Source organism: Pelagibacterium halotolerans, assembly GCF_044811015.1.
Classification (GTDB): domain Bacteria; phylum Pseudomonadota; class Alphaproteobacteria; order Rhizobiales; family Devosiaceae; genus Pelagibacterium; species Pelagibacterium halotolerans_A.
Map to the genome: position 1 here is coordinate 3,678,933 of NZ_CP085243.1, position 23,475 is coordinate 3,702,407.

The window sequence follows — 23,475 nt, forward strand, 5'->3', positions numbered from 1 at the left end:
CTTTGAGATTGATGGTTTTGGCCCGCAAATGCCTGCTTCCGACGCCATTTCGGACGTTCGTTATTGTCGCCAGCAAACCCGAAAGCTGTCTGTCCCGGGGCGCTCGAACAACGCACCATTTCGCCGCACGTTTCAATGCGGTCGCGTCTCTTCGCCCCAGATGAGTAGCACTATGCCCGAAGCCAGCATTGCAACGGCTACAAACCAGAAGGCTACCTCGATCTGACCGGAGAGGTTTGCGGCCAGCGCGAAGCCAAAGGCGCCGATGGCATAGCCGAGGTCGCGCCAGAAGCGGTATATGCCAATGGCCGAGCCGCGCCAGATCGGGGCAGCGATATCGGCCACGGCGGCTGAAAGATTGGGATAGAGAAGCGCCATACCCAGGCCCGAAACAGCCGCCGACAGGGACCACCAGATGAAGCCTTCTCCAAGGACCATCATGGCCACACCTGCACCGCATATCCACATGCCCGAAACATTGGGCCAGTGACGGCCGACCTTGTCCGATAGAGGGCCGGTGACCAGTTGCGAGCCGCCCCAGACAACACCGTATATACCCACGACCCAGCCGATTTCCGGCAGGCTCAAGCCGCGCGAGAACAGAAAGACGGGGTAGATGACCCAGACAAGCGCATCGACGAACTTTTCGACAAGGCCTGCTTGGGAAATCGCCGCCAACCTGCGGTCGCGCCAGGACATCAATGTGAAAACCTCCCAGGTGGAAAGAGGCGCAGCCGCAGCAGATTTGGCCTCGGAATGCGCCCATGGGAGGGTGTCGCGAACGAAAAGGGCGGACAAGGCCAGTCCAAACCCGACAACGATCAGGCCGAAGGCGAGCAGCCCTTCACGCGGCCCAATCAGTGTTGCCGCATATCCGGTGATTATACCCGCCAGTGCAACGCCCACATAGCCGGCGAATTCATTTAGTCCGATGACGACGCCCCGTTGGTTGGGTCGGGTAAGGTCAAGTTTGGACGTTTGCGCCATGGACCAGCAAAGGCCCTGATTGATGCCAAGCAAAACCGTCGCGGCGACGATCCAGTTCCAGTCGGGCGCAAAGGCGATCATGAACGGGATAGGAAGCGCGACGAGCCAACCGAGCACAAGAACCTTCTTGCGCCCGATCCGCTCCGACAGGCGACCTGCAACGAAGTTGAGCACGCCTTTGACCACGCCGAAAGCGATAACGAAGGCCGACAGCAGCACAAAGGAACCACGCTCCAATCCGAACTCGCTTTCGGCCAACGCGGGAACGACCGTTCGCGTCATTCCGATCGCGAAGCCGACGAGCAGAACCTGCACGAGTTGATGGACAAACTGGGTGCGGTTCTCGGCAATGCCGAACTGGGGCACGATTGCTGTCATGGAGGATCAACCGCGCCCGGCATTGAGGGCGCGGGTGTGCGCCGCACCGGGCGGGGGCGACGGGATGTCGGCAACCATTGCGGCAATAAAATCGGATTCGCCCTCAATGGCGAAGGCTGTGTTGAAACGGCGCTCAAACCCGATTGTCGATGTGGGCTTGCCGGACAATTTGCGTCCGCAGACCGACCCGGAAAATGCACCGGGAAGCACTTCGATATGATCGGGAAGGGTCTTGAGCCGCTGGGCGCTGGCGAACAGGCTGCGCGCACCGTCCTCGGCGCTGCTGGCCAGTTCGGTGCGGCCAAGGTCGCCGACCATGAGCGTGTGGCCTGTCACGACGAACCAGGGTTCGCTCGCGCGTGTGCGGTCTGTGACGAGCAGGGAAATATGCTCGGGCGTGTGGCCCGGCGTATGCATGACCTGCAGCGTCACGTTGCCGAGCTCGAGCACATCGCCTTCGGCAACTTTGTGAAAGTCGAACGCCACATCAGCACGTTCGTGCAGCACATATTTACCGCCCGACGCCTCGGCCAACTGGCGGCCCGGCGAGATATGATCGGCGTGGACGTGGGTGTCGATGACATAGAGGACTTTCATACCGGTGTGTTCGGCCGCCTTGAGATAGGGTTCGATCGGGCCGATAGGGTCGACGACAGCACCCGATGCCTTTCCGCCGCAGCCGAGAAGATAGGATGCGCCGACAGGATCGGTATGCAGGAACTGGCGGACGATCATGGCGTGGTCACTCCTTGACAAGAACGTCGACTTAATACATTCAGTAATTCCGTTGAATGTGATAATGTGAATCGAAGCATGATGTCAACCGCCTCCCCCAAGCGCGCTGTCTTTGAGCAGTTTGCCCAGACCGCCAAAACCCTAGGCCATGCTGGCAGGATCGAAATCATCGAGTTGCTGGCGCAAGGAGAACGCAGCGTCGAAGCCGTGGCCGAACGCACCGGGATGACGGTTGCAGCCACCTCCCAGCATTTGCAGACGCTCAAGCGCGCCGGGCTGGTGAGCGCACGGCGGGACGGAAAGTTCATCCTCTATTCAGTTTCCGGGGACGAGGTGATCGCGCTGATCTCGGCACTAAGAGTGGTGACCGAACAGCATGCGGCGGAAATGGACCGCATCGTTCGGGGCTATTTTGACAAGCGCGACGGGATGGAACCGGTATCACGCGAGGAACTGCTCGAACGCGCTCGGGCGGGCCTCGTGACAGTGCTGGACGTTCGGCCAGCCGACGAGTACGCGGCAGGCCATATTCCGGGGGCTACCAACATTCCGTTGGCGGAACTCGAGCAGCGCCTCGGCGACCTGACAAAGGATCGTGAAATCATTGCCTATTGCCGTGGCCCCTACTGCGTCTACGCCTTCGAGGCGGTAGCCGCGCTGCGCAAGGCCGGGTTCGAGGCACGTCGGTTGGAAGGCGGCCTGCCGCAATGGCGCTTGGCTGGACTGGAAATTTCACAGGACGTCATTCGATAGCACCAATGGCTGATTTCCGGACAATGGAGCCAAAAGCCGACGGTCCCCTCTCAGCCCTATTCTCGACGTGGATACTCGGTTAGCGGTCTGATTGCATTCGGGGTTTCGAGCATGATCTGATCGAACCGACAGCCCGGTCCTGCATCAGCCCCGTCCCTCATACGCCGCCTCAAGTTCCGCCACGATCAACTTCTTCATCTTGAGCATTACCTGGGTCGCCCGCTTTGCACCCTCCGGATCGCTGCCCGTTACCGTGCGGTAGAGGGCGCGGGGGACGATTTGCCAGCAGATGCCGAATTTGTCCCGGACCCAGCCGCACTGGATTTCGGTGCCGCCATCGGCGGGGAGCTTTTCCCAGTAGTGGTCGACTTCGGCCTGGTCCTTGCAGTCGACGATGAAGGAGATGGCCTCGTTGAATTTGTAGTTGGGGCCGCCGTTGATGGCGTTGAAGCGCTGGCCGAGGAGTTCGAAATCGCCCGTCATCACCGCGCCCGGCTCGCCCATGCCGCCTTCGGGGTAACGGGTCATGCCGTGGATCTTGGTGTCGGGGAAGATCGCGGCGTAAAAGTCCATCGCTTCTTCGAGGTTGTTGTCGAACCAGAGGCTCGGGGTGATGCGGGACATAAGGGATGCTCCTTGGGGTTTAAATATCTTGGAGGTTATATAATGAAATGGTTTTGTTCTTGAGTCAAGAATGGCCGGGGTGCGTCCTTTCGTGCGCTGGATGGCCCTTCGGGACAGTCCTTCACCCTTGTCCGGGGATAAATCCGGGATGACGGGATGGTGCGATGCCCGAAACCGGACGCCAGCGGGCTCGTCCCAGCGGCCGCGCAGCCTCACCTTGGCGATAGCGCTTGAGGCACCGGTGCGAGGTCCGCGGGTCAAGCCCGCGGAAGACGACCGAGGGGTAGGGGCGACGTAACGATTGCGGGGTGGGGCGGCGAGAACAAATCAGGGTTAACCGATGGTGACTTTGCGGCTGTCAAGCCTCGCAAATTGCAGTTTGGTTAATGGAATCGGTAGAGTTGTTAGGGCCCGGTTAACGAATTGAGCGGTACATCTTGGTTACACAGCCACTATGGGGCCAGAGATGACTATCAACCTTCAGATCCCGGGAATTCAGGAACTCAAGCCGAGAATTACGGTGTTCGGCGTGGGCGGCGCGGGCGGTAACGCTGTCAACAACATGATTAATTCCGGGCTCGAGGGGGTCGAGTTCGTTGTTGCCAATACAGACGCGCAGGCGCTGGCGCTTTCGCGCGCGCAACGCGTCATTCAGCTTGGCGTCGGGGTGACCGAGGGGCTGGGTGCGGGGTCGCATCCGGAAGTCGGGCGCGCGGCGGCCGAGGAGAGTTTCGACGAACTCAACGACCACCTTTCGGGCTCGCATATGGTGTTCATCACCGCGGGCATGGGCGGCGGCACCGGTACGGGCGCGGCGCCTGTCGTCGCGCGTGCGGCGCGGGAACAGGGCATTCTGACCGTCGGTGTGGTGACCAAGCCGTTCCAGTTCGAGGGTAACCGGCGACTGAAGTTGGCCGAAGAGGGGATCGACGAGCTCCATCGGCATGTCGATACGCTGATCGTCATTCCGAACCAGAACCTCTTCCGGGTCGCCAACGAGAAGACGACGTTCGCCGATGCGTTCGCGATGGCGGACGAGGTGTTGTTCTCGGGCGTTGCGTGCATCACCGACCTGATGGTCAAGGAAGGGCTGATCAATCTCGACTTTGCCGACGTGCGCGCCGTGATGCGCGGCATGGGCAAGGCGATGATGGGCACGGGCGAGGCCGAGGGCGAGGATCGCGCGCGGCACGCGGCGGAGGCGGCGATCGCCAATCCGCTCTTGGACGATGTGTCGATGCAGGGTGCGCGCGGGCTTTTGATCTCGATCACCGGCGGCAAGGATATGACGCTTTACGAGGTCGACGAGGCGGCGAGCCGGATCCGCGAGGAAGTGGATTCGGATGCCAATATCATCCTCGGGGCGACCTTCGACGATACACTCGAGGGCAAGATCAGGGTTTCGGTGGTGGCAACGGGGACCGATGCGCTGATGGTGCAGGCGCTCGATCCGATCAAGCCGAACGCCAATCGCGCAGCGCTTCAGGCGCGCCGCCCGGCCGCCGAAGCTGCTCCGCAGCAGGCCGAACCTCAGCAGGCGCAGCGTGCGGACGTTGCCGCGCATATGAGCGACGAGCAGTTCGAGGCCGCTGTTGCAAGCGCCATTCGCGAGGGCCGGGCCGCGCCCAAGGTGCAGGCCGGAGAGGACAGCGGGGTCACGATCGAGCCTTACGTTCCGAGCGCTCCGGCGCCGCAGCCGGTCGAAGAAGCGCCGCGTGCGCCCGAAGCCGAGGCGCCCAAGCCTTATGTGCCTTCCGGGGCGGAACGCCCGGCCTTGCAGCGGCGCATGCCGCGGGCCGATGAGATGCCCGCCGTCGCGCGGCAGCAGATGGAGCAGCCGAAGGCTGAAGAGCCGCGCAATGCGCGGGCGCTATTCCGCCGGCTGGCCTCCAATGTGGGGCTCAACCTCGGCGGTGACGGCGAGCATGAGCACGAAATCGACCGGCGGCAGTCCGAATTCGACGATGCGGCGGCGCGCAGCGCCATCGAAGCCGCGCCGTCGCGCCCTGCGGCACCGCGTCACACCGAAGGCGCTTCGGGGCAGGCGGATGCCCATGGACGGCAGAACCCCGCGCGGCCGGCAGCGTCCGAACAGCTTGAAATCCCGGCGTTTTTGCGGCGCCACGGTTAAGAGCCTGACCGAAAATTCGGGCGGGTCGGTCCGGCGGGTCTTTTTGCCCGGAAAAAGCGGGAAATCGAAGCCAATATGCCTGATATTGCCCCCGATTTCCCGCTTTTTCCGAACAAAAATCCCTCGCCGGCCCTCAGCCACCGAATTCCCGGTCAGGCTCTAAGCGATATTCAATATTTATCAGGTTACAGCGATCCGGCGGGTTTCCCGTCGGATCGTTTTTCGTTAAAGAGCGTTTGCTAGAGCATGTTGCGCCGAACTGCATTCGCCACGATATGCTCTGGTTCTTGAGTGGTTGCGTGTTCGAGACGAAAAAGCGATGCCCTTACCGGATCAGGTCCGAGAGGGTGCTTTTTTAGGACACGCTCCAGCATGCGGGCGGCTCCACCCATTGCCCGGGAGTTTGTATGAAAAATTATGTCGTGCGGCAAAGCACGCTCACTGTACCCGTAGAGTTCGCCGGCATTGGCGTTCACAATGGCAAGCCCGCCAAACTGATACTCTCCCCGGCAGCCGCCGATAGCGGTTACCAGATCGAGCGTGTGCTCGAGGACGGGCGGAAGGTCGGACCGGTTCAGGTGGGGCATTCGCGTGTGACGCGGACGTCGCTGTGCACTGTCGTGGACCTGGGCGATTCCGCATCGGTTGCGACTGTCGAGCACGTGCTCGCTGCACTCAACGGGCTGGGGATCGATAATGCGCTGATTACGGTCGAGGGGGAGGAATGCCCGATCCTCGACGGCAGCGCGGAGCCTTTTGCGACCGCCATCATGGAGGCAGGCATCTCGGTGCAGCCGGCGCGCAAGAGCTTTATCCGGATTTTGCGGACCGTGACGGTCCGGCAGAACGATGCGTTCGCGACGCTCGAGCCCTATAACGGGCGCGCCTTCGACGTCGAGATCGATTTCAATTCCAACGTGATCGGGCGGCAGCGGATGATCCTCGACTGGTCGCCGCGTCAGTTCATCGAGACCGTCGCCGCAGCGCGGACGTTCGGGTTCGTCGCGCAGGCCAAGGTGCTGCGGCAGGCGGGGTATGCGCTTGGGTCGAGCATGGAGAATTCCATCGCGATCGAGGATGAGCGGATCGTCAATCCCGACGGGCTGCGGTTCGAGGACGAATTCGTGCGCCACAAGCTGCTCGATGCGATCGGGGATCTCGCCCTGGCGGGCAGGCCGATTTACGGGCGGTTCCGGTCATATAAGGGCGGGCATGGGCTTAACGCGCTGGTCTTGCAGTCGCTTTTCGCCAGCGAGCAGAATTTCGAGGTGGTGGAAGCGGATGCGCTGCCGCTCGAAATGGAAGCGCTCGAGGACCTGCCCGAAGCGATGGTTTTGAAGCCTTACTTGCGTTCGATCGGCTGAATGGGCCATAACCCGTCACAGTTTTGAACAGATCGCGTTTTAGCCAAGGTCAATGATGGGGCGGCGCAACGCTTGGCATCATTGTTTGTGACGCATTGAGGACGGAGCGTTTCGTGAGCACTTCAGCTAGCCCGAGGACTTTGGGAACCGGAATTCGTCTCGCCCTGGCGGCGTTATTGGTGACGTTGGTCGCCGCATGCTCAGGCGGCGGGTTTTTCAGCAAGCCCGTGGAGCCGATCATCCCGGCGGACGAGCTTTACGACGACGCCGTGGGGCATATGGAGGCCAACCGGTACGTGTCGGCGATCGAGGACCTCGAAAAACTCGAGCGGCAGCATCCTTATTCCGACTATAACGAGCGCGCCAAGGTGATGATCACCTTCGCCAATTTCCGGATCGGACGGTTCGAGGAGGCGGCGCTGGCGGCGGACCGGTTCCTGGCGCTCTATCCGCAGTCCTCCGAAGCGCCGTATATCCTGTTTTTGAAGGGCAGTTCGTATTTCCAGCAGATCCCCGACGCAACGCGTGACCAGACCTTCGCCGCCGATACGATCGATACGTTCGAGCTCCTGATTTCGAGCTATCCCAACAGCCGGTACGCCGAAGAGGCCAAGCCGATGATGGTGATCGCGCGCGACCAGCTTGCTGCCAAGGAGATGTCGGTGGGCCGGTACTATCTGGGCCACGGAGATTATGCCGCAGCGATCAACCGGTTCCGCGCGGTGGTCGAAGACCATCAGCAATCCACCCATGTGGAAGAGGCGCTGTACCGGCTGGTCGAGGCGTATCTGTCGCTGGGGCTGATCGGCGAGGCGCAGACCGCGGCAGCGGTGCTAGGCACCAATTATCCCTCGGGCGAGTGGTATGGACGCGCCTTCACTCTCTTGCAGGAGAAGGGGTTGAGCCCGCAGATGGTGGAGGGGAACTGGCTGTCCAGCTAGTGGTCCTGCGCGACGGGTTGCGCAGCATGTCCTCCGACCGTCGTCATCCTCGCGCTTGATGTACTGGTGTCCGGTTCATGGCAAAGCCTCGCCTCCCCCACCATCGTGTCACCCCGGGACGTGTTCCCGGGGGCCAGCACCAGGTGCACAGGACTTTGTGCGTGCGAACCGGGCCCTGATCACCCGGCTCGTTCGAACGCAAGGACGAATCCCTTTCGCGCGCTGGACAGCGCGTGGCCGGATTCCGGGAACAAGCCCCGGAAAGACGGCGGTCGGGGCAGGGAGTGTGAGGCTCGAAGGGCCGTGCCAACGAAATGCGGGCTAGCCGGGCACGCTGCGTTTTCCACAAGATCAAGCCCCGATGCGCGTGACTCGGGGCTTTTGTGCGTCCCGACGGCTTGACGGATCGGGATAAATGTTCTTGTTTTATTCTCGTTGTGGCGAAAGGCGTGGAAGAGGCGCTCGGACGTTTGCCGGGCGGGGGACGAAAAGGCTATGACTGACCCATCCGTGAAAGAAGGCCAAGGCGTGTTGAGAATCGGACCATGGTGGCCTGCAAATGGCAGTTTTCTGCGCTTCCGGTGCTCACGTACATTAAGTACGCTCCGCTCCGGTTCTCGAAAACCACCATTTTCGGCTCACCCTGATCCGATTCTCAACACTCTGTAGGGAGCCGGCCGGCGATGCTGAGCACGCTTTCGGTTCGCAATATCGTTCTGATCGACCAGCTCGATTTATCCTTCGAGCAGGGCATGACCGTTTTGACCGGCGAGACCGGCGCGGGCAAATCGATCCTGCTCGATGCGCTAACGCTGGCGCTGGGCGGACGCGGGGACGCGGCGTTGGTGCGCGAGGGGGCCGATAGCGGGCAGGTGGTCGCGGTGCTGGCGCTCGATCACGATCATCCGGCGCGCGTACTGTTGCGCGAGAACGAGATCGCGGACGACGCGGATATCATCCTGCGGCGCGTGCAGCATGCGGATGGGCGTACGCGGGCGTTCGTCAACGATCAGCCGGTTTCCGCGGGGCTGTTGCGATCGGTCGGGGCGCTGCTTGTGGAGGTGCACGGGCAGCATGACGACCGGGCGCTGGTGGACGCGGCGACGCATCGGGCGTTGCTCGATGCGTTCGGCGGGCTGGGCAAGGAACGTGAGGCGGTGCGAGCGGCGCATGGGGCATTCGTAGAGGCCCAGCGCGCGGTGGACGCGCAGCGCGCGCGGGTGGCGAAAGCGGCGCAGGAGGAAGATTACGCGCGACATGTCGTCGAGGAGCTCAGTGCGCTCAAGCCAGAGCCTGGGGAAGAGGAGACCTTGTCGGAGCGCCGGGGCTGGTTGATGGGGCTCGAAAAGGCTGCCGGCGAGGTCAATGACGCGGATGAGATTCTGAACGGAGCCAACGCGCCGGGTCCGGCGTTGGCGATGCTTTTACGGCGGCTGACGCGCAAGGGAGAGGCCGAGGCGAAACTGTTCGAGCCGATGGCCGAGGCGCTCGATGCCGCGCTGGTGGCGCTCGATGGGGCCAACGAGGCGCTTGACGAGATTCGCCGGGAGATGGCGTTCGATCCGCGTGAACTCGAGCAGGTCGAGGAGCGGTTGTTCGCGCTCCGGGCCGCAGCGCGCAAGCATCAGGTCGAGTGCGACGCGCTGCCCGATATTCTGGCACAGTTCGAGGCGGATCTGGCGGCGCTTGAAAGCGGGGAGGAGACGCTGGCGGCGCTCGAGGCCGAGATGAAGGCGGCGGAGGGCGCGTATCACGAAGCGGCTGCAGTGCTGAGCCGGGCGCGCGAGAAGGCGGCGGCGGCGCTTTCGAAAGCCGTGGGCAAGGAGTTGCCGGACCTGAAACTGGGAGCCGCGACGTTCATCGTCGACCGGCAGGTGGACGAAACCAGGATCTCCGGAAGCGGATACGACCAGATTGAATTTCACGTACAGACCAATCCCGGCACGAGCCCGGGACCGATGATGAAGGTCGCTTCGGGGGGCGAGCTTTCGCGGTTCCTACTGGCGCTCAAGGTGGTTCTGGCGGACAAGGGATCGGTGCCAGTGCTGATTTTCGACGAGATCGATACCGGCGTCGGCGGCGCGGTCGCCGATGCGATCGGGAAGCGGCTGGCGCGGTTGGCGGAGGCGGTGCAGGTGCTCTCGGTGACCCATGCGCCACAAGTGGCGGCACGGGCCAAGACGCATCTTCTGATCGAGAAGCAGGCGATCGAGGAAGGGGCGTTCATGCGCACGCATGTCAAGCCGCTCGATACCGACGCGCGGGGCGAAGAGGTGGCGCGGATGCTGGCCGGCGCGACGATTACCGACGAGGCGCGGGCCGCGGCAAAGCGGCTGATGAGCGAGGTGTCGGCATGAGCGGTGTGGCGATTGCGTTTGGGGTTTGCGGAACGCCCGGTATCCCGAGGCGAAGGGCGGCCATGCTGGTGGCCTATGCGGGTGCTAAGGGCACTCTCAAGAATACCTGCATCGCCTCGCTTGTCTTTTTCTCGCCCGGGGCATCGCGCGCCTTGCCGGACAAGAAAAATCCGGCGCGATCCGACGCAGGTATTCTTGAGAGTGCCCTAATCTAATGCCGGAGTTCCAATGAGTGCCGAGACCGCGATTGCCGAACTGACGCAGGAGGAGGCCAAGGCCGAACTCGATCGGCTGCATGAGTTGCTCGCGCGGGCGGACAAGGCCTATTTCCAAGACGATGCGCCCGAGATTACCGATGCCGAGTATGATGCGGCCAAGCGGCGGTATCAGGAGATCGAGGCGAAATTTCCCGAACTCAGGCGGGCGGATTCGCTGTCCGAGAAAGTCGGTGCGGCGCCGGCGGAGGGCTTTGCCAAGGTGCGGCATTCGGTGCCGATGCTCAGTTTGGGCAATGCGTTCGACGATGAGGACGTCGCCGATTTCGTCGCGCGGGGGCGGAAGTTCTTCGGGCGGGAGGAGGCGCTCGACCTCGCTTTTACCGCCGAACCCAAGATCGACGGGCTTTCGGCTTCGCTGCGGTATGAGAACGGGGTGTTCGTGCGTGGGGCGACGCGGGGAGACGGGACCGAAGGCGAGGACATCACCGAGAACCTCAGGACGATCGGCGATATTCCCAAGAAACTCAAGGGCTCCGGTTGGCCGGATATCATTGAGGTGCGTGGCGAAGTCTATATGACACATGCGGATTTCGCGGCGCTCAAGGCGCGCTCGGCGGCAGAGGGGGGGCAGGACTACGTCAATCCGCGCAATACGGCGGCAGGTTCGCTGCGGCAGAAGGACCCCTCGGTTACCGCGAAGCGGAACCTCAAGTTTTTCGCCTATGGATGGGGCGAATTGAGCGCGCCTCTGGCCGAGACGCAGTATGACGCGGTGCAAAGGCTGGGCGATTTCGGCTTCGTCATCAACCCGTTGATGATCCGGACGACTTCAACCGAGGAGATGCTGGAGCATTACCGGACGATCGAAGAACAACGGGCGACGCTGGGGTACGATATCGACGGGGTGGTGTATAAGCTCGATAACCTCAAGCTGCAGGAGCGGTGGGGCTTTGTCGCGCGGGCGCCGCGCTGGGCGATTGCGCACAAATTCCCCGCCGAACAGGCGACGACGATCCTCAAGGGCATCGATATCCAGGTGGGACGGACGGGCACGCTGACGCCGGTGGCGCGGTTGCAGCCGGTGACCGTGGGCGGGGTCGTGGTCGAGAATGCGACGCTGCATAATGAGGACTATATCGCGGGGCGGGATAGTACCGGCGCGCCGATCCGGGATGGGTACGATATCCGCGTGGGCGATACGGTGATCGTACAGCGGGCGGGGGATGTGATCCCGCAGATCGTGGCGATCGTGCCCGAGAAGCGGCCAGCGGATTCCAAGCCTTACGAATTTCCGCATGAATGTCCCGAATGCGGATCCGAGGCGGTGCGCGAGGCCAATCCCAAGACCGGAAAGCTCGATGCGCGGCGGCGGTGTACGGGCGAATTGATCTGCCCGGCGCAAGCTGTCGAGCAATTGAAGCATTTCGTCTCGCGCGATGCGCTCGATATCGACGGGCTTGGAGACAAGCAAATCGCGGCCTTCCACGCCGAGGGGCGGATCAAGCAGGCGGCCGATATTTTCAAGCTCGAAGAGGAAGACGGCAAAAGCCTCAAAAAGCTCAAGGATCAGGAGGGGTGGGGCGAAACGTCTGTTCGCAAGCTCTTCGATGCGATAGACGCGCGGCGGGAGCCCGAGCTCGACCGGTTCATCTTCGCGTTGGGGATTCGCCATGTTGGGGAAACGACCGCGACGCTCTTTGCCAAGACCTTCGGGACCTTCAAGGCGTTCCGCGATGCGGCGCAGGCAGCCGGGCGTGGCGACGAGGACGCGCGGGGCGCGCTTTTGGGCATTGACGGGATCGGGGAAACGGTCGTGCAATCGGTCGGCGCCTTCTTTGCCAACGCGCGCAACGAGGCGGCAATCGACGACCTTTTGGCCGAGGTGACGCCGCAGGCCTATGAGGTAGCCGCTGCGGCGGACAGCGCGGTCGCGGGCAAGACGGTGGTTTTCACCGGTTCGCTCGAAAGGATGACGCGGTCGGAGGCCAAGGCGATGGCCGAACGGCTTGGGGCGAAGGTATCGGGCTCGGTGTCGGCCAAGACCGATCTCGTCGTGGCGGGCCCGGGGGCGGGCAGTAAGCTCAAACAGGCCGAAAGTCTCGGTGTGACGGTGATTTCGGAAGACGACTGGTTCGACATGGTCGGGTAGAGCAGGGTCGGCCGCGCAGGAGGGACGCGATGCGCTTTTTGATTTTCTTCGTGGGCCTCGCCTTGGCCTTGCCATCTGCTTCGATGGCGCAGGCGGGCGATACGGCGGCGTTGCTGCGGGCCAATCTTTACGCCGGTGCGCTCGAGGACGGGCTTGCGGAAATGGAGGCGCGGGCGGCGGAGGGCGATGCCGAGGCGGCCTTCGGGGCCGGGCTTTTGACGTTTCTGACCGCGACCGAGGATCTAGCCCGCATTTCTCACACTCCTTGTGCCCTGCGCTGGTTCAAAGTGGCGGCAGGGTAGCCGGAGAGCGCAGTGCGTATTGGACATACGTGCAAGCTCTCTGGCGTACACTGTCGCCACTTTCAACCAGCCCTTCGGGTCGGATTTTGGCGGCCGCCTCCGGGCACGGCGCGAGAAAACCGTATGCCCGATACGCTTTTTCGCGCCGCACCCGTATGCGACTCGCCAAAATCCGACGCAGGGCGCAAGGAGTGTGAGAAATGCGGGCTAGCGCAGGCCATGCTGAGGCATGGGTTCGACCCGGAGCGCGGGATCGTCGTTTCTCCCCTGTTGGGTGCGTTTTCCGCTCCCGGTACCTCCAGGCGTGCGGTCGAGCCTTTGGACTATGCGCAATTGCGCGGCTATCTCGAAGCGTTCGTTGCGGGCATGGACAGCGCCAAGGCGCAGCTTCTTGCCGCGGGCGAGCATGCGGGGTTCGCCGTCGAAATCGATGTCACGCGCATCCGGTTCGATCTCGACGGCGACAGTGTGGGGGACAACCGGGCGACGGTTGGCGCGCTTCTTTGCGACGGTCTGACCATGTCCGGTACGTTCGACCGCGACGATCCCCGGTGCCCGTCCGACGCCATGTTTGCGTTCGATGCCGCCGATGCGATCTGGCTGGCGGGGTATAGCCAGGTGCTCGCGGTGCAGGTGGATTTCCTTCTGGCGCACGATTTCGAGACGACGTTCGACGTTGCGCTGCACCGGGTTTTCCCGGGGGCCGGCTGCCCATGGGCAATACCGGGCGCGGCAGCATTGCGATCGACCCGGAGACGGACATGCTGATCGCGGATGCCATTGCCGGTATCCACACGTTCAACTGGCCGGTTGTCGACCGCGCGCGGCTTGCCGGCGTTCAGGACCGGCTGTTGGAGATCGTTTCACTCTCGCGGCGGAATTGGGAGGCGATCATTGCGGAGACCGACGACCATCTCGAATTCATGCCGTCACCGGCACAGACGCCGGCTCTTGAAGGGTTGACGATCACCAAGCCGATGGTGAGCGCCTGGCTTGGAACGCTCGATGTGTTCGAGGCCATCGTCCGGGGCGAATTGCTGCTGCCGCACTGGCGGTTCCCGGAGATGGGGTTCGATCTCGACGCTTATTTCGCCGAGGCCGAACGGACCGACGCAGTGATGATTTTCACCGGATATGGCGCGTTGCCGTTCATGCGCGAAGGCGAAGTGGCGGGACCCGGGCATTTCGAAGCGGCCAATGCGGTGTTTGGAAATGCGATCTGGGGCTATGCGCTCTGGTTCAACTGACACTCTTGGGAGATGCACGATGACGGCAGCACTATCGAGGATCGGGGCGGCACTCACGCTGTTTTTCGCCGGGATGACGGGCGCATGGGCATATGACACGCCCGAAGAATTGGTCCAGGCGATCTACAAGCCCTTGCTCAAGGGCGAGATGGGCGCGGAGGATATCACGTGGTTCAGTGCGGAGACGCGGGCCGCCTGGGAGGCTTATCTGGAAGAGGACCCGTATGGGCTCGGGTTTTCGCCCATCGTCGACGGGCAGGATTTCGACCTCACCGCATTCGAGATGGGGGTGGCCCAAACGGTCGATGGGCGCGTGGAGATCGCCGTGCGTTTTGAGAATTTCGGCGAGCCGCGCGAACTCGTCTATGTGCTGGTCGATGAGCCGGATGGTTGGGCCGTCGACGATATCCGGTCGCCCGGCGGCGAATATCCCTGGTCGGTCAGGGAGATGCTGGCGCAGGAGACGGCGGAATAGGCCTGGGGGCCACAGGTTTCGCCATGTCTACGAGGATTTCGCCCGGGCGGTTGGGATGTGGGCGGGTGCCGATCTCGGCGAAGCCGCATTTGGCATAGAGGCGCAGGTTCCCTGTCATGCGGCTGTTGGTGTAGAGGCGGATTTCGGGGCGGCCCCGATCCACCGCTTGGTGCTCGGCGAATTCGAGGAGGCCCGTGGCGTAGCCGCGTCCAGCATGTTCGGGCGACACGGCGATGCTATAGACGAGAAGGTGGCCCGCCTTGTCCTCGAGAACGAGCACACCGATGGGGCGGTCCGTTTCGAGGAGCCACACCTCGCCGCGCGCGATCCGGGGCCGGTAGTCCTCGAAGACCGGTTTGGGGATGGCGCCGATGGTGGCCTGATAGGCGGGAATATACGCGTCGGCACTGATCTGCCGGACGATATCGGCCTCGGCGGGAAGGGCGGGGCGGATGGCGAAGTGCTGAGGGTGCATGGCTTGACCGCGCGGTCAGATCGCCGCGGTTGCCCTTTCCAGCCATGCTTTGTCCTCGCCTTCGAGCAGCGGGCCGATCTCCTCGCGGATGCGGGCGTGGTAGGTGTTGAGCCAGTCGCGCTCGGCCTGTTCGAGGAGCGAGAGGTCGATGAGGCGGGTGTCGATGGGGGTCAGGGTGAGCGTTTCGAAATCGAGGTATTTGCCTTCGCCGATTTCGCTCGTTTTTACGGCAACGAGGTTTTCGATGCGGATGCCGTATTGGCCTTCGAGGTAGAAGCCGGGCTCGTTGGAGAGCACCATGCCCTCTTCGAGGGGAACGGTATAGCGCGGGGCGATGCCGGCGGGGCCTTCGTGGACCGAGAGATAGGCGCCGACGCCGTGGCCGGTGCCATGGTTGTAGGTGAGGCCGGCCTGCCAGAGGAATTGCCGCGCGAGAATATCAATCTGCGCGCCGGTCGTGCCGACCGGGAAGCGGGCGCGCGAAATGGCGATCATGCCTTTGAGGACGCGGGTGAAATGGTCCTGCTGGGCGGCGGTAACCGGGCCGGTGGAGAGGGTGCGGGTGATGTCGGTCGTGCCCGAGGCGTATTGGGCGCCGGAATCGACGAGCATCAATTCACCCGGGACGAGCGTACGGTTGGACGTGTCCGAAACGCGGTAGTGGACGATGGCGCCGTTGGGGCCGGAGCCGGAGATGGTATCGAAGCTGATATCGAGCGCGCCCTGGTCGCGGCGGAAGGCTTCGAGCTTTCTGACGATGTCGATCTCGGTGAGCCCGCCCTGAGGCGCACGCCGTTCGAACCAGGCGAGGAAGCGGCCCAGCGCGACAGCGTCGTTGCGCTGGGCCTCGCGCATGCCGGAGAGTTCGACCGCGTTCTTTTTCGCCTTGGGCAGGAGAACCGGATCGCGCTTTTCGATGAGTTTCGCACCGCCTTCGGAGAGGAGCGTGCGCACCTGGTGGGGCGCGGTCGCGGGATCGAACCAGACGGTTTTGCCCTGCGCGGCGAGCGCGGCCAGCGCGACCTCGAAGCCGGCTTTGTCGGCGAGTTCGGCAATGCCGGCGAGCGCGGTGCGGTGCTCTTCGATGAGTTTCGAGGGGTCGACGAAGAGGGTGGGGATACCCGATTTCGCGACGATGGCGAAGCCCAGAACGAAGGGGCTATGGGGCACGTCGCGGCCGCGGATGTTGAAGAGCCAGCACAGCGATTCGGGCAGGGTGAAGACGACCGCGTCGGCGCCTTCGGTCTGCATGGTCTCGCGCAGCCGGGTGAGCTTGTCGGCGCTCGAACGTCCCGTGCGGTTGTGGCCGAGCACTTCAATGGGGCCTTGCGGCGGGTGGGGGCGGTCCTGCCAGATGGCATCGACGGGGTTTTTCGAGGGGACGAGGGTGATGCCGACGGCGGCAAGGGGCTTTTCGAGCTCGGCGATCTGGCCGTGGGTGTGCAGCCAGGGATCGAAGCCGAGCTTCGCGCCTGTGGAGAAATGATCGGCAATCCATTCGCCGGGCTTGGTGTCGGTGGTGTCGACGACCGTCAGGAGGGTTGTATCCGTCTGCTGCGGCGCCTGGATGGTATAGCGGCTGTCAACGAAGAGCGCCGCGGTTTTCGTGCCGATGGCGGCGAGGCCTGCTGAGCCTGAAAATCCGGTTATGTATTCAAGCCGGGCATCGCAATCGGGCACGTATTCGCCCTGGTGCACGTCGGCGCGGGGGATGAGGAAGCCATCGAGTCCCTGTTCGGCGACGCGGGCGCGCAGCGCGGCAAGGCGCGGGGCGACCTGAGACGGGTCGGAACGGACGTCAAAGGTCTGGAAGACGGCGTCGGGGATCGGTGGGGTCTGGTGCATGAAGCGTTCCTCGCGCGGCGGCTGGTGGACCGTATCATCATTTTAGATGATGATACGGTCCACCAGGTTTTTTAAGGCACTTGGGTGGCATGCGGTTTTGGCATGGCTGGGTTGTCCCGAAAGGTCTAACCAACAATCGCGAATGGGTCTATCTCTACCCTCGACGGATAAACGAGAACCCGACCAGGATTTCGGAGACAGACCATGGTTGAAGACAAAAGCTTCTTTCGCAAGGCACTCGACGCGATGATCGAAGCGCGCGGCCGCGAAGCTGCGCGCCAGGTCGACCGGTATGCACGGGTGTACGGGTGCGATTTCGGCGCGTCGAAGAAGAGCACGCCGAACTAAATCAAAATATCGGATTGCCTGGGGATAGTCACGCCCCAACGCGCTTGAGCGCCCCGATGGCTGGCCATCGGGGCGTTTTGCTATGCCTTTTCCAACGTCAGCGTGGTCCACTCGTTGCGGACGATCCGGTCCTTGAGGATCATGCCCTGCTGGCGATAGGCCGCGATGACGCGCTGGGCCTGGGTGTTCAAGAGGCCTGAAAGGATGATCGCGCTGCTTTTTTCGGCGATTCGCCCGATGCCCGGGGCGAGCCCAACCAACGGGCCGGCGAGGATGTTGGCGACGATCAGGTCGTAAGGCGCGTTGCCTTGTATCGTGGGGTGATCGAGCCCGGCGGCGTCGACATCGACGATCAGTTGTCCGACGCCGTTGATGCGCGCGTTCTCGCGGGTGATTTTGACTGCAACGGGATCGATATCGGACGCGACGACAGGGACGCGGCGACGTTTTGCGATGGCGATGGCGAGAACGCCCGTGCCCGTGCCGATGTCGATCGGACGCACGGGATGAGAGCGTTTCAGCACTTTCGCGATGGCCTGGAGACAGCCCGTGGTGGTGTCGTGATGGCCTGTGCCGAAGGCTTGGGCGGCGTCGATGCGGATAGGGATGGCGCCGGCGGGCGGGGCGTTCAGTTCGTGGCTGCCATAAATATAGAAGCCACCGGCCTGGACGGGATGCAGGCCCTCGAGCGAGCGGGTGACCCAGTCGGTCTCCTCGTCGAGCGGGGCGATGGAGAAGCCGACTTCGCCACCCAGGACGGCGCGGGCGAGGGTCTGGAAGGTCTCGAGATCGGGCGGGGAATCGCAGGTGGCTTCGAAAACCCACTCTCCGGTCTTTTCATCCTCATGCGCGGAGGCAGTGAGCGCGAGATCGTCGCGCTCCATGACCGCGTCGACCAGCGCGTAGGCCTGATCCTTGGTGAGGGGCGTGGAAATCTGGTCGTGGGGCATGGGATGCTCAGGATGATGGTTCGATTGCGGTTGTGCAAGCGGGCGGTGGGGAAGTCAACACGGATGGCGCGCAGTGCTTGACAAGGTCATTATTGTGTTCTTCATTTGTTCCTTGTTGTTGTCAGGAATGGGTGAGGGGGACATATGTATGGATTGATCGGGCAGATGCTGGCGGCGCCGGGCAAGCGCGAGGAGCTGATTGGCATCCTCAGGGAGAACGAAGGCGGCATGCCCGGGTGTTTGAGCTATGTGATCGCGCGGGATACGGAGAACGCGGACGCGATCTGGGTGAGCGAGGTGTGGGACAGCGCCGCGAGCCATCAGGCATCGCTCGAACTCGAGAGTGTGAAGGCGGCGATCGCCAAGGCGCGACCGATCATTGCCGGGTTCGGGCAACGGTTCGAGACCGAGCCGGTGGGCGGGATCGGGCTTTAAGGGCACGCAACGCAAAAGCGCAAGACCGGTCAAGCCAGGGGCTGCCGGGCGGCGCATAGTCGCCGGTGTAAAGGCCATCAAAGGAGCATCCGGTGCGGTTCGTGGGTAAGGTTCTGTGGTTCATCGAGAGCCATTTCCAGAAGGATATGGAGCTGGACAGGATCGCGAGAGCCTGCGGCGTATCGCGGTTCCATATGTGCCGGGGGTTTATCTCGGCGACCGGGTATTCGGTGATGGATTATCTGCGCGGGCGGCGGCTGACGGAAGCGGCACGGCAACTCGCGGCGGGGGCGCCCTCGATCCTCGATGTGGCGCTCGACGCCGGATATGGTTCTCATGAGGCCTTTACCCGTGCGTTTCGCGACCGGTTTGGGGTGACCCCGGAAGCGGTTCGGGGCGGGAGCGCGGTGGATCAAACCTTGCTTGTGGAGCCGATCAGAATGGACAGAGCAGCACAAAAAACGACCGAAATCGCCGAACCCCGGCTGGAGAAAGGCGAGGCGATGACCCTTGTCGGGCTGGCCCGGCGGTATCGCTATCAGGAGGTGGCTGGCATACCCGCGCAATGGACCGAATTCCAGGCCTATGAGGGTACGCTCGGCGAGCGGCCAGGGCTCTGGTACGGGCTATGCGACACGTTTGAGGAGGCCGAAGGGACCTTCCGCTATATGTGCGGCGTGCGGGTGGACGATCCGCGCGATGTGCCCGAAGCGCTCGCCGTGATCAAGGTGCCTGCGCAGGACTATCTGGTGTTCGCGCACACCGGGCATATTTCCGGAATACGGGACACGATGAACGCGATCTGGTCGGAGGGTCTGCCCAAGAGCGGCTATGAGCCGGCGGAAAATCGGCCGATGTTCGAGCTTTACGACGAAAAGTTCGACCCGGTCACCGGTCATGGCGGGCTGGAGATCTGGATGCCGGTCAAGGGTTAGCCGAGGCTATCGATCAACGGCTTGAGTTCGGCCAAGGAGCCGATCCTGGCGAAACGGGGCGCGCCGGAGGGTTCGTCGGCGCGCTCATAATCCCAGGTGAAGGTGTGCGGGACATAGGTGCCCCAGCTTCCCGCTTCGATGGCGGGCAAGACGTCCGAGCGCAGGGAATTGCCGACCATCATGGCCTTTTCCGGTCCATCGCCGTGGCGAGCGAAGGCGATGGTGTAGGTCGATGGGGATTTGTCGGAGACGATCTCGACGGCATTGAAGAAATCGCCCAAGCCCGATTGGGCGAGTTTGCGCTCCTGATCGAAAAGATCGCCCTTCGTGATGAGAACGAGGGCGAACCTGCCGGTCAGTGCTTCGAGGGTGTCGTGGACGTGGGGCAGGGTTTCGATGGGGTGCGAGAGCATTTCGCGGCCCGCATTGAGAATGCGGCCGATCAGTTCGGATGGCACCTTGCCGCCGGTCACCTCGATGGCGGTTTCGATCATCGAGAGGGTGAAGCCTTTGATGCCGAAGCCATAATGAGCGAGATTGGCCTTTTCGGCGGCGAGAAGGCGTTCGGACAGGTGCTCGGGATCGGCGTGGTCGGCGAGCAGTTCGGTGAAGTGTTGCTGGGTGAGGCGGAAGACGTGCTCGTTTTCCCAGAGCGTGTCGTCGGCGTCGAAGCCGATGGCGGTGAGCGTGGGCATGCGGCGGCATCTCCTTACGGAGCGGTGGTATACGCTTTGCCTTTGCTGTGGCAAGAGGCGGGCGCACGAGATTGCTGCTGCTTTGCAGGGAGTTGGCGTTTGTTGCCAGCTCCGATCCGGCCCCGCCGCAGGCTCGGGCGTTCGTGGCTCAAATCATGCCACCGGCATGATTTGCCCCTTCGGGTCGCCACTCACCCATCAAGCTTCCTGCGCAAGAGTTTGATGCGGTTCGCGGCTTCGAAGGCTGTCAAATCGTCCCGATAGGCATCCTGTTCGTCGGCTGTTTGCGCGAGATAGATCAATTCGCGGCGCTGCTCTGGCGTCATCCCACCTCCGCCCGTCACGTAGTCTTCCCGGGTCTTCTTGCGGTCGGCGTCGGGGTTGGTGGTCGAGATTCCGGGATGGATGTCGGACATGGGGACTCCGTTGCACTGATACAAACGGTAAACATTCTTCCGGTCATGCCGGTTCCGCTCGCCGATCGATATCAAACCAAAATTATAAGGCCCCCCCGGAGCGGTCATTTGATCTAATGAGATGTTAACGATTACAATTGTACTGCCTCTGTTGAACTGTTTCAGCAGAAGTGCCTGGTTTACGCGTATCTGCTGGAACGCGCAGGGGCTCGGGGGACATGTTGGGCACGTTCAAGCGCTGGCTTGGGGACGAAGCGGCCAGCACTGCTATCGAGTTCGCCATCCTCCTCTGGCCGTTTCTGCTTGTCCTGGCGGGCACGGTTGAGCTCGGCGTCAAATCCTTCATCCAGGCGGAACTGGATCGTGCGCTGGGCGACACGGCGGCCACGCTCTCCATCCTTGCGTCCGATGCCTATGATTCTCAGGCTTTTGTGGAGGATACTCTGTGCTCCATGTCAGGGCCGGTCCTCGACTGCAACGCGCTTGAGATCGGCGCCGTCGTCGTGGCAGGCAGGCTCTTTGACTATCGTAACCTTTCGCTTTCGGGGCAGTGGAATCCCGGGTGCGGTGGCGACGTCATCATAATCGAGCTGACCTATCCCTATAGAGATATCATAATCCCGCTCGCCATCGCCGATATCGTCGAGACCGAGGAGGGCAAGCGCTACCGCAGCAGGACAGTCCTACGGCGCGAGCCGGTTCTTTCAGGGAGCCGTGCATGCTCATCCTAGAGGGCTTCCGGAGAAGCGCTCCAATGCTCCGGTTCGGGCGGGACGAACGCGCCGTCGCCGCGACCGAATTCGCGCTGGTGCTCCCTTTGCTGCTTATTGTGTTCGTGGGCACGATCGAGGTGTCCAACTTCGTCCTGCAAAATCGCAGGGCGCATCAGGCAGCGGTGATGGCGGCGGAGTTCATGAGCCGCGATGGCGACAATGTGCTGACGGTCAGCGAACGCCATATCGTCGAAGACATCTGGATGATCGCCAACCCCACGGCGCATCTCGCAACCCAGCTCAGGGACGAACAATGGGCGAACGGGTATAGCCGATCCTTGTCATCGGTGGCGTTCGGTCCTGCGGAAGAATGCGATTGGGAGGATTGTGAACTCCTGCCCAAAGTCGAGTGGACCTTTCTCTATCAGGATATCATCGACCGGCCCATATATGCGCGGTGCGAACTCGAACTCGTGCCCAACACCGTACCTCTCAATGGTGCGAACATGCATGAGGGCGTGGTTGGGCGGGCGCCGGTCGTCATCGCCCATTTCACCTATCCTTACATACCGCTGTTCCAGGGCTGGCTCTTCCCGACCCTGGAACTTCCCGTAAGCGCTGTGCGCAAGACCCGCAATGGTGTTCTGCTGCGCGTGCAAGAGGACGATCTGGCAGAACGATGTTGAATGCGATCAAGCGCTTTAAAGGCGACGCAACCGGCAATTTCGCCGTCATGACGGCATTGCTCGCGCCCCTTGTCCTTTTGGCGGCGGGCGCTGCAATCGATTACGCGCTGGCGCTGTCGGCCAGCCAAAGGTTGACCGCCGCCGCAAACGGAGCCGTTCTTGCAGCGCTCAGCGAACTTCAGGCCCGGGTGGCGGCCGGTGAGGAATACACCGAGCCGATGATTGAAGAAACGATCGGCAGCTTTTTTGCATCCGCTGCGACCGGTTTGCCGTTTACGGACGTGACCCGTGCCACGCCGGACGTCTCGGTCGATAGGAACAACTATTTTGCCTCGCTTTCCTTTGAGGCGGACTATCGGACCAATCTGATGAAGATCTTCGGGTACGATACGCTCCCGATCTCCAACCGTGCCCAGGCCGTTGTGGGCATGCGCTCGTATGTCAATGTCAGCATTTTGGTGGATACGTCGCAGTCGATGGGCATCGGTGCGACCGACCGCGACCAGCAATTGGTTGCCCAGGCGACCAATTGTGCTTTCGCCTGCCATATAAATCAGGCGCGGGGCAACTCGTCCTACGACCGGGCCCGGAGAAATGGCGCCATCATGCGCATCGACGTGGCGAAAAATGCGATCTTGTCGGCGATCGATACGTTCGCCGAAACACGGGAGTTCGACGATCAGGTCACCGTCGGGCTCTACCGGTTCAGCAATACGCTGACGGAAATCCTCTCGCCGACGGATGTTCGCGCGTCGGACCTTGCCTATGCAAAATCGCTGACATCAAGCGAGATCGCTCTGGACCTGACCCTGGGGGGCACCAATCAGGAGGAGGCGCTGCGCCAGATTGCGAACCGGATACCCGCCGGCGGCACGGGGCGAACCCCCGAAGACCGGCTGCAATATGTTATCGTCGTGACCGATGGCGTTGAAAGTTCGCAAGCCTGGCTGCCCAATTACTGGTTCTTCCACAGCCGCGCGACGCCAAACGATCCTCGTAGGGGCTATGCCCCCCACGAGATGAACTACGCGCTCAACGCCAGTGCGTGCGACGCTCTGCGCGAACGCGGCGTCGAGGTTTATTTCATCTACACGGAGTATCTCGAACCTCGATATGGCCATATCGGCCGGCATGACCACAACCGGTTCGACTTTATCACGAACAGCCTTTTCCCCATCATACCCGAGCGCATGACCAGCTGCGCGGGTTCGGCGGATAACGTGCTCAAGGCCAATACCCCCGACGAAATCCACCAGACGTTCATGGGGCTCGCCCGGCGGCTGTCCTCCCCTTTGCGGCTGTATTGAAGCGGTTTT

At 62.5% G+C, this 23,475-nt stretch carries 24 protein-coding genes; 16 read left to right on the plus strand and 8 right to left on the minus strand.

Going from position 1 to position 23,475, the window contains the following annotated elements:
* Window positions 1-132: 132 nt before the first annotated feature.
* Window positions 133-1,365, minus strand: coding sequence for an MFS transporter (locus LG281_RS17710; RefSeq protein WP_404403091.1), 1,233 nt, complete (start codon window positions 1,363-1,365; stop codon window positions 133-135).
* Between the two features lie 6 nt (window positions 1,366-1,371).
* The gene (locus LG281_RS17715; RefSeq protein ID WP_404403094.1) at window positions 1,372-2,100 is read right to left on the minus strand and encodes an MBL fold metallo-hydrolase; all 729 of its coding nucleotides are present in this window, start codon (window positions 2,098-2,100) and stop codon (window positions 1,372-1,374) included.
* A gap of 78 nt (window positions 2,101-2,178) precedes the next feature.
* On the opposite strand from LG281_RS17715, the gene LG281_RS17720 reads away from it, so the two are divergent.
* Window positions 2,179-2,853 (plus strand): ArsR/SmtB family transcription factor, encoded by a 675-nt coding sequence (locus LG281_RS17720; protein WP_404403096.1) that lies wholly within the window; start codon window positions 2,179-2,181, stop codon window positions 2,851-2,853.
* 144 nt (window positions 2,854-2,997) lie between these two features.
* Here the strand turns inward: LG281_RS17720 and LG281_RS17725 are convergent, their stop codons facing one another.
* Window positions 2,998-3,477, minus strand: a complete 480-nt coding sequence (locus LG281_RS17725) for a VOC family protein (RefSeq protein WP_404403098.1) — start codon at window positions 3,475-3,477, stop codon at window positions 2,998-3,000.
* Between the two features lie 466 nt (window positions 3,478-3,943).
* Here LG281_RS17725 and ftsZ point away from each other — a divergent pair, with 466 nt between their 5' ends.
* The 9 genes from ftsZ (at window position 3,944) to LG281_RS17770 (ending at window position 14,661) form a co-directional block, all read left to right on the plus strand.
* Window positions 3,944-5,608, plus strand: coding sequence for a cell division protein FtsZ (gene ftsZ / locus LG281_RS17730; RefSeq protein WP_404403100.1), 1,665 nt, complete (start codon window positions 3,944-3,946; stop codon window positions 5,606-5,608).
* A gap of 407 nt (window positions 5,609-6,015) precedes the next feature.
* A complete protein-coding gene (gene lpxC / locus LG281_RS17735) occupies window positions 6,016-6,972 on the plus strand; it encodes a UDP-3-O-acyl-N-acetylglucosamine deacetylase (RefSeq protein ID WP_404403102.1) in 957 nt (318 codons plus the stop codon).
* 113 nt (window positions 6,973-7,085) lie between these two features.
* Window positions 7,086-7,913 (plus strand): outer membrane protein assembly factor BamD, encoded by an 828-nt coding sequence (locus tag LG281_RS17740; RefSeq protein ID WP_404403104.1) that lies wholly within the window; start codon window positions 7,086-7,088, stop codon window positions 7,911-7,913.
* Window positions 7,914-8,596: 683 nt separating this feature from the next.
* Window positions 8,597-10,270, plus strand: a complete 1,674-nt coding sequence (recN, locus tag LG281_RS17745) for a DNA repair protein RecN (protein WP_404403106.1) — start codon at window positions 8,597-8,599, stop codon at window positions 10,268-10,270.
* Window positions 10,271-10,498: 228 nt separating this feature from the next.
* On the plus strand, window positions 10,499-12,637 hold the full coding sequence (gene ligA / locus LG281_RS17750) for an NAD-dependent DNA ligase LigA (RefSeq protein WP_404403108.1): 2,139 nt from the start codon (window positions 10,499-10,501) through the stop codon (window positions 12,635-12,637).
* A gap of 29 nt (window positions 12,638-12,666) precedes the next feature.
* Window positions 12,667-12,939: a hypothetical protein gene (locus LG281_RS17755; protein ID WP_404403110.1), complete on the plus strand. Its 273-nt coding sequence runs from the start codon at window positions 12,667-12,669 to the stop codon at window positions 12,937-12,939.
* A gap of 123 nt (window positions 12,940-13,062) precedes the next feature.
* Window positions 13,063-13,707: a hypothetical protein gene (locus LG281_RS17760; RefSeq protein WP_404403112.1), complete on the plus strand. Its 645-nt coding sequence runs from the start codon at window positions 13,063-13,065 to the stop codon at window positions 13,705-13,707.
* Window positions 13,701-14,186 carry a hypothetical protein gene (locus LG281_RS17765; RefSeq protein WP_404403114.1) on the plus strand — a complete coding sequence of 162 codons (486 nt, stop codon included), beginning with the start codon at window positions 13,701-13,703 and terminating at the stop codon, window positions 14,184-14,186. Before LG281_RS17760 ends, LG281_RS17765 begins: the two co-directional genes overlap by 7 nt.
* Window positions 14,187-14,205: 19 nt before the next feature.
* Window positions 14,206-14,661: a hypothetical protein gene (locus tag LG281_RS17770; RefSeq protein ID WP_404403116.1), complete on the plus strand. Its 456-nt coding sequence runs from the start codon at window positions 14,206-14,208 to the stop codon at window positions 14,659-14,661.
* Here the strand turns inward: LG281_RS17770 and LG281_RS17775 are convergent.
* Both LG281_RS17775 and LG281_RS17780 read right to left on the minus strand, forming a co-directional pair.
* Window positions 14,627-15,136, minus strand: coding sequence for a GNAT family N-acetyltransferase (locus LG281_RS17775; protein ID WP_404403118.1), 510 nt, complete (start codon window positions 15,134-15,136; stop codon window positions 14,627-14,629). The genes LG281_RS17770 and LG281_RS17775 overlap by 35 nt on opposite strands.
* Before the next feature lie 15 nt (window positions 15,137-15,151).
* Entirely contained in the window at window positions 15,152-16,981 is a 1,830-nt protein-coding gene (locus LG281_RS17780; protein WP_404403120.1) for an aminopeptidase P family protein, read from the minus strand.
* 204 nt (window positions 16,982-17,185) lie between these two features.
* Here LG281_RS17780 and LG281_RS17785 point away from each other — a divergent pair, with 204 nt between their 5' ends.
* The gene (locus tag LG281_RS17785; RefSeq protein ID WP_404403122.1) at window positions 17,186-17,329 is read left to right on the plus strand and encodes a hypothetical protein; all 144 of its coding nucleotides are present in this window, start codon (window positions 17,186-17,188) and stop codon (window positions 17,327-17,329) included.
* A gap of 80 nt (window positions 17,330-17,409) precedes the next feature.
* Here the strand turns inward: LG281_RS17785 and LG281_RS17790 are convergent, their stop codons facing one another.
* Window positions 17,410-18,279 carry a 50S ribosomal protein L11 methyltransferase gene (locus LG281_RS17790; RefSeq protein ID WP_404403123.1) on the minus strand — a complete coding sequence of 290 codons (870 nt, stop codon included), beginning with the start codon at window positions 18,277-18,279 and terminating at the stop codon, window positions 17,410-17,412.
* Window positions 18,280-18,423: 144 nt separating this feature from the next.
* On the opposite strand from LG281_RS17790, the gene LG281_RS17795 reads away from it, so the two are divergent.
* Both LG281_RS17795 and LG281_RS17800 read left to right on the plus strand, forming a co-directional pair.
* Entirely contained in the window at window positions 18,424-18,714 is a 291-nt protein-coding gene (locus tag LG281_RS17795; protein ID WP_404403124.1) for a putative quinol monooxygenase, read from the plus strand.
* A gap of 92 nt (window positions 18,715-18,806) precedes the next feature.
* The gene (locus LG281_RS17800) at window positions 18,807-19,649 is read left to right on the plus strand and encodes a GyrI-like domain-containing protein (RefSeq protein WP_404403125.1); all 843 of its coding nucleotides are present in this window, start codon (window positions 18,807-18,809) and stop codon (window positions 19,647-19,649) included.
* Here the strand turns inward: LG281_RS17800 and LG281_RS17805 are convergent.
* Both LG281_RS17805 and LG281_RS17810 read right to left on the minus strand, forming a co-directional pair.
* A complete protein-coding gene (locus LG281_RS17805; protein WP_404403126.1) occupies window positions 19,646-20,344 on the minus strand; it encodes an HAD family hydrolase in 699 nt (232 codons plus the stop codon). The two genes, LG281_RS17800 and LG281_RS17805, sit on opposite strands and share 4 nt — an antisense overlap.
* 191 nt (window positions 20,345-20,535) lie before the next feature.
* Window positions 20,536-20,760: a DUF3072 domain-containing protein gene (locus LG281_RS17810; protein WP_404403127.1), complete on the minus strand. Its 225-nt coding sequence runs from the start codon at window positions 20,758-20,760 to the stop codon at window positions 20,536-20,538.
* 218 nt (window positions 20,761-20,978) lie between these two features.
* On the opposite strand from LG281_RS17810, the gene LG281_RS17815 reads away from it, so the two are divergent.
* From LG281_RS17815 to LG281_RS17825, 3 genes are read left to right on the plus strand one after another with little or no spacing between them, the layout of a single operon-like run.
* The gene (locus LG281_RS17815; protein WP_404403128.1) at window positions 20,979-21,491 is read left to right on the plus strand and encodes a TadE/TadG family type IV pilus assembly protein; all 513 of its coding nucleotides are present in this window, start codon (window positions 20,979-20,981) and stop codon (window positions 21,489-21,491) included.
* Window positions 21,492-21,514: 23 nt separating this feature from the next.
* The gene (locus tag LG281_RS17820) at window positions 21,515-22,159 is read left to right on the plus strand and encodes a TadE/TadG family type IV pilus assembly protein (RefSeq protein ID WP_404403129.1); all 645 of its coding nucleotides are present in this window, start codon (window positions 21,515-21,517) and stop codon (window positions 22,157-22,159) included.
* Window positions 22,153-23,466, plus strand: a complete 1,314-nt coding sequence (locus tag LG281_RS17825; RefSeq protein ID WP_404403130.1) for a vWA domain-containing protein — start codon at window positions 22,153-22,155, stop codon at window positions 23,464-23,466. The genes LG281_RS17820 and LG281_RS17825 overlap by 7 nt, the downstream gene beginning before the upstream one ends.
* Window positions 23,467-23,475: the final 9 nt, after the last annotated feature.

Coding starts and splice junctions, on each gene's coding strand:
- LG281_RS17770 (WP_404403116.1), top strand. CDS start 14,206: ATGACGGCAGCACTATCGAGGATCGGGGCGGCACTCACGCTGTTTTTC.
- ftsZ (WP_404403100.1), top strand. CDS start 3,944: ATGACTATCAACCTTCAGATCCCGGGAATTCAGGAACTCAAGCCGAGA.
- LG281_RS17815 (WP_404403128.1), top strand. CDS start 20,979: ATGTTGGGCACGTTCAAGCGCTGGCTTGGGGACGAAGCGGCCAGCACT.
- lpxC (WP_404403102.1), top strand. CDS start 6,016: ATGAAAAATTATGTCGTGCGGCAAAGCACGCTCACTGTACCCGTAGAG.
- LG281_RS17760 (WP_404403112.1), top strand. CDS start 13,063: ATGCCCGATACGCTTTTTCGCGCCGCACCCGTATGCGACTCGCCAAAA.
- LG281_RS17710 (WP_404403091.1), bottom strand. CDS start 1,365: ATGACAGCAATCGTGCCCCAGTTCGGCATTGCCGAGAACCGCACCCAG.
- LG281_RS17765 (WP_404403114.1), top strand. CDS start 13,701: ATGCTGATCGCGGATGCCATTGCCGGTATCCACACGTTCAACTGGCCG.
- LG281_RS17775 (WP_404403118.1), bottom strand. CDS start 15,136: ATGCACCCTCAGCACTTCGCCATCCGCCCCGCCCTTCCCGCCGAGGCC.
- LG281_RS17715 (WP_404403094.1), bottom strand. CDS start 2,100: ATGATCGTCCGCCAGTTCCTGCATACCGATCCTGTCGGCGCATCCTAT.
- LG281_RS17825 (WP_404403130.1), top strand. CDS start 22,153: ATGTTGAATGCGATCAAGCGCTTTAAAGGCGACGCAACCGGCAATTTC.
- LG281_RS17720 (WP_404403096.1), top strand. CDS start 2,179: ATGATGTCAACCGCCTCCCCCAAGCGCGCTGTCTTTGAGCAGTTTGCC.
- ligA (WP_404403108.1), top strand. CDS start 10,499: ATGAGTGCCGAGACCGCGATTGCCGAACTGACGCAGGAGGAGGCCAAG.
- LG281_RS17755 (WP_404403110.1), top strand. CDS start 12,667: ATGCGCTTTTTGATTTTCTTCGTGGGCCTCGCCTTGGCCTTGCCATCT.
- LG281_RS17790 (WP_404403123.1), bottom strand. CDS start 18,279: ATGCCCCACGACCAGATTTCCACGCCCCTCACCAAGGATCAGGCCTAC.
- LG281_RS17780 (WP_404403120.1), bottom strand. CDS start 16,981: ATGCACCAGACCCCACCGATCCCCGACGCCGTCTTCCAGACCTTTGAC.
- recN (WP_404403106.1), top strand. CDS start 8,597: ATGCTGAGCACGCTTTCGGTTCGCAATATCGTTCTGATCGACCAGCTC.
- LG281_RS17820 (WP_404403129.1), top strand. CDS start 21,515: ATGCTCCGGTTCGGGCGGGACGAACGCGCCGTCGCCGCGACCGAATTC.
- LG281_RS17810 (WP_404403127.1), bottom strand. CDS start 20,760: ATGTCCGACATCCATCCCGGAATCTCGACCACCAACCCCGACGCCGAC.
- LG281_RS17725 (WP_404403098.1), bottom strand. CDS start 3,477: ATGTCCCGCATCACCCCGAGCCTCTGGTTCGACAACAACCTCGAAGAA.
- LG281_RS17805 (WP_404403126.1), bottom strand. CDS start 20,344: ATGCCCACGCTCACCGCCATCGGCTTCGACGCCGACGACACGCTCTGG.
- LG281_RS17785 (WP_404403122.1), top strand. CDS start 17,186: ATGGTTGAAGACAAAAGCTTCTTTCGCAAGGCACTCGACGCGATGATC.
- LG281_RS17795 (WP_404403124.1), top strand. CDS start 18,424: ATGTATGGATTGATCGGGCAGATGCTGGCGGCGCCGGGCAAGCGCGAG.